This is a genomic window from Flavobacterium sp. (assembly GCF_029242675.1).
Taxonomy (GTDB): Bacteria; Bacteroidota; Bacteroidia; order Flavobacteriales; family Flavobacteriaceae; genus Flavobacterium.
The window spans coordinates 1-3,906 of the sequence record NZ_JAQWTM010000123.1 but is presented as its reverse complement, the minus strand read 5'-3'; the positions used below and the strand labels follow the sequence as shown (position 1 = coordinate 3,906).

At 34.9% G+C, this 3,906-nt stretch carries 2 protein-coding genes and 1 pseudogene; all 3 read left to right on the top strand.

What is annotated here, in order from left to right:
• A pseudogene (locus P8M54_RS04825) lies at positions 1–580 on the top strand (MBOAT family protein); the annotation flags it as partial.
• 124 nt (positions 581–704) lie between these two features.
• Entirely contained in the window at positions 705–2,057 is a 1,353-nt protein-coding gene (gene ffh / locus P8M54_RS04820) for a signal recognition particle protein (RefSeq protein WP_300285768.1), read from the top strand.
• A 147-nt stretch (positions 2,058–2,204) separates the two neighbouring features.
• Complete coding sequence (locus P8M54_RS04815; protein ID WP_300285766.1) at positions 2,205–3,089, top strand: tetrahydrofolate dehydrogenase/cyclohydrolase catalytic domain-containing protein; 885 nt, start codon at positions 2,205–2,207, stop codon at positions 3,087–3,089.
• The last annotated feature ends 817 nt before the right edge of the window (positions 3,090–3,906 follow it).

Below are 3,906 nucleotides of genomic sequence, written 5' to 3'. Positions count from 1 at the left end.
TGCTTTGATTGTTTTTATGCTGACTATTTTGTTTTCTAAAAATACTGAGAAAACAATGTACACTAATTTCAATATGATGACGACGATGTTGCTTGGCGGTTTTTGGAATGGCGCTAGTGTTCGTTTTATTGTTTGGGGAGCATTGCATGGATTAGCACTGGCTGTTAATAAAGTTTTTGCCGAATATTTCCCGACCCAAAAAGAAGCAAAATGGACCTTTAGTACCCGATTTATTCATGTAATCTCAGTTTTGCTTACCTTTAATTTTGTAGCTTTTTGTTGGATTTTCTTTCGCGCAGGTAGTTTTGACTTGGCTTTAGATGTTTTAAATTCAATTCAACAAGTTACGTTCGATCCTGCTCAATGGATGGTGATTATTCAAGGGTACGAAAATGTATTTATCATAATGTTGTTTGGATTTGCTTGGCATTTTCTACCAACGAAGGTCGTTGATTTCAACAAAATGATTTTCGATAGAATGCCCATCGTTTTTAAAGCATTTACGCTTGCAGTGACATTTTGGGTGGTTTATGCCACCTCTACAAGTGGGCCACAACCTTTTATTTATTTTCAGTTTTAAACCAGTCTCATTTAAAGAGAGAAAATCTCTTTTATTTTCAGATGAAATAACAAAGTTTTAAAGATCAAAATCTTGTGTCTCTAATCCTTTGTATTATATTTGCAATTCCTAAAACAACAATTACATGTTTGATAATTTAAGCGATAAACTAGACAAAGCCTTTCATATATTAAAAGGGCACGGAAAAATAACAGAAGTAAACGTAGCCGAAACTTTAAAAGAAGTACGTCGTGCCTTATTGGATGCCGATGTGAATTTTAAAATTGCCAAGGATTTTACTGCTCGAGTAAAAGAAAAAGCAATTGGTCAAGACGTATTAACTACGTTACAACCGGGTCAGTTATTAGTGAAATTGGTTAAAGATGAACTGACTGAATTAATGGGTGGTGATGTTGCGGGTATTAACCTGCAAGGAACTCCATCTGTAATTTTGATGTCTGGTTTGCAAGGATCGGGAAAAACTACTTTCTCAGGAAAATTGGCAAATTATCTTCAAACTAAAAAAGGAAAGAAACCGTTATTAGTTGCCTGTGATATTTACCGTCCGGCTGCTATTCAGCAGTTGTATGTTGTAGGAGATTCCATTGGTGTAGAAGTGTATTCGGAGCCAGAAAATAAAAATCCTGTTGAAATTGCTCAAAATGCAATTAAACACGCTAAAGCAAATGGGTTTAATGTGGTAATTGTCGATACAGCAGGGCGTTTAGCTGTAGATCAAGAAATGATGGACGAGATTGCTCGTGTTCATAATGCTATTAAACCACAGGAGACTTTATTCGTTGTGGATGCCATGACAGGACAAGATGCTGTAAATACTGCAAAAGCCTTTAATGATATCTTAAATTTTGACGGGGTAATTCTAACGAAATTAGACGGTGATACTCGTGGTGGAGCTGCTTTATCTATCAAATCAGTTGTTAATAAACCAATTAAGTTTGTAGGTACTGGAGAAAAAATGGATGCAATTGATGTATTCTATCCTGTACGTATGGCTGAGCGTATCCTTGGAATGGGAGATGTTGTGTCGTTGGTAGAAAGAGCGCAAGAGCAATTTGATGAAGAGGAAGCTAGAAAGATTCAAAAGAAAATTGCGAAAAACGAATTTGGTTTTGATGATTTCCTTTCACAAATTCAGCAAGTGAAGAAAATGGGTAACATGAAAGAGTTAGTCGGGATGATACCAGGTGCTTCAAAAGCGATGAAAGATGTAGAAATTGAAGATGATGCCTTCAAACATATTGAGGCAATCATTCATTCAATGACTCCAATCGAAAGAAGTAAACCATCTGTTATTGATGTGAAAAGAAAAAACAGAATCGCAAAAGGTTCTGGAACGAAAATAGAGCAAGTCAACCAACTGATGAAACAGTTTGACCAGATGAGCAAGATGATGAAAATGATGCAAGGTCCAGGGGGTAAAAACCTAATGAAAATGATGGGCGGTATGAAAGGAATGCCAGGCGGAATGCCGAAATAATATTTTTAAGGTTTAAGATTTCTTCACGAAATTTTAAACCTTAAATTTTTAGTACAAATTGGAACAACAACGATATGGTTTTAAATGGTTTTAGTGCTTGTGAGGAAGGGCTTTTAAAATGACTTTAAAACTTTAAACTAAATTAACATGCAACTACTAGACGGAAAAAAAACAGCAGAAGACATCAAGAGCGAAATTGCTATTGAAGTAGACAAAATGATTAAAAATGGGGAAAAAGTACCTCATCTTGCAGCAGTAATCGTTGGTAACGATGGTGCAAGTTTAACCTATGTAGGAAGTAAAGTAAAAGCCTGCCAAAGAGTAGGTTTTGAATCTACCTTAGTAAAAATGCCGAGTACTACCTCAGAAACAGAATTGCTTAAGAAAATTAAGGAATTGAACGAGGATGATAATATTGATGGTTTTATCGTTCAATTGCCTTTGCCAGTTCAAATCGACGAACAAAAGGTCTTAATGGCGGTTTGTCCTAGTAAAGATGTCGATGGGTTTCACCCAGAGAATTTTGGAAAAATGGCACTTGATATGAGCACCTTTATTCCAGCTACTCCGTTTGGAATTTTAGAGTTACTAGAACGTTATGGAGTAGAAACACAAGGAAAAAACACAGTGGTAATTGGCCGTAGTCATATTGTAGGGCGTCCTATGAGTATTTTGATGGGGCGAAAAGGCTTCCCTGGGAACTCAACGGTGACTTTAACGCACAGTTATACTAAGAACATTGCACAAATCACTACTCAAGCTGATATCATTATTACAGCATTAGGTGTTCCTAATTACCTAAAAGCAGAGATGGTGAAGGACGGTGCAGTGGTAATCGATGTAGGTATCACGCGTGTTGCCGACGATTCTGTCGAGAAAGGTTATGTAATTACTGGAGATGTAGATTTCGATAATGTAAGCAAAAAAGCGAGTTTTATCACACCCGTACCGGGAGGCGTTGGACCAATGACCATAGCCATGCTAATGAAAAATACGTTACTGGCTCGAGAAATGAAAAGAACTAAACTTTAAAATAGACTAAACCTACTCCTTCGAGTAGGTTTTTTTTTGAAAATTGAATAAGGTGTTAAGGGTTGTTCGTTGACGCAGGCTCGCTTTAACTTCTAAATAGTAGAACACAATAATGTATTGCAAGTACAACTATTTTTTATTGTACGAACTTCTGTTGCTAATACTATTTCAAGCTTGTCAACTTTAGGTATGCGGTACTAAACCTATAGTTTTAATTGCACCGTGTTTTGGTTTTAAATATTAATAAAAGCATAAAATAATTTAACTGTTGAGGCAAACTAAAAATAGTAAAGATTTTATCAAAAGTATTAGATGGCTGAGATCTATCAATTAGAAATAATTTGTTTTGTTGAGCTGAAATAATTGGCGATCACCGTCTTGATTTGAATACTACTTACAAGGTAAATATTTTTTTAATTAAAAAAAACCTAGTAAATAGAAGGATGAGAATTCGTTTTATAGCGAGTTCACTACAGCGAATGAACTCGTGACCTCAGGGATACGAATTCGATTAAATTTCCTGAAAATTATTGAAAATATCGACGTTTTATCAGACTTACAGCAAAATTGTGTAAGGTATGGTGTACTGATTACCAGTAAAATTTTAAGCTAAATGAATCAAAATTAATTGAAATTCATAATTTTATAAACGACTAGTTTTTCAGTTACTGCTGTATTATATTTGAAAATATTTTTGTTTTTATGGAGTATAGAGATGGTAACTTAGTTATTGTGGTCTTTATCAATAAAATGAAATCAAAAGTATTTAGTTTGGTTGTTTGCTTCTCTTTTAAAATTAGCTATGGAAAATTAGAAA

What these genes read in the sequence shown, in the direction of transcription:
- ffh (WP_300285768.1), top strand. Translation starts at nt 705, where the DNA reads ATGTTTGATAATTTAAGCGATAAACTAGACAAAGCCTTTCATATATTA.
- P8M54_RS04815 (WP_300285766.1), top strand. Translation starts at nt 2,205, where the DNA reads ATGCAACTACTAGACGGAAAAAAAACAGCAGAAGACATCAAGAGCGAA.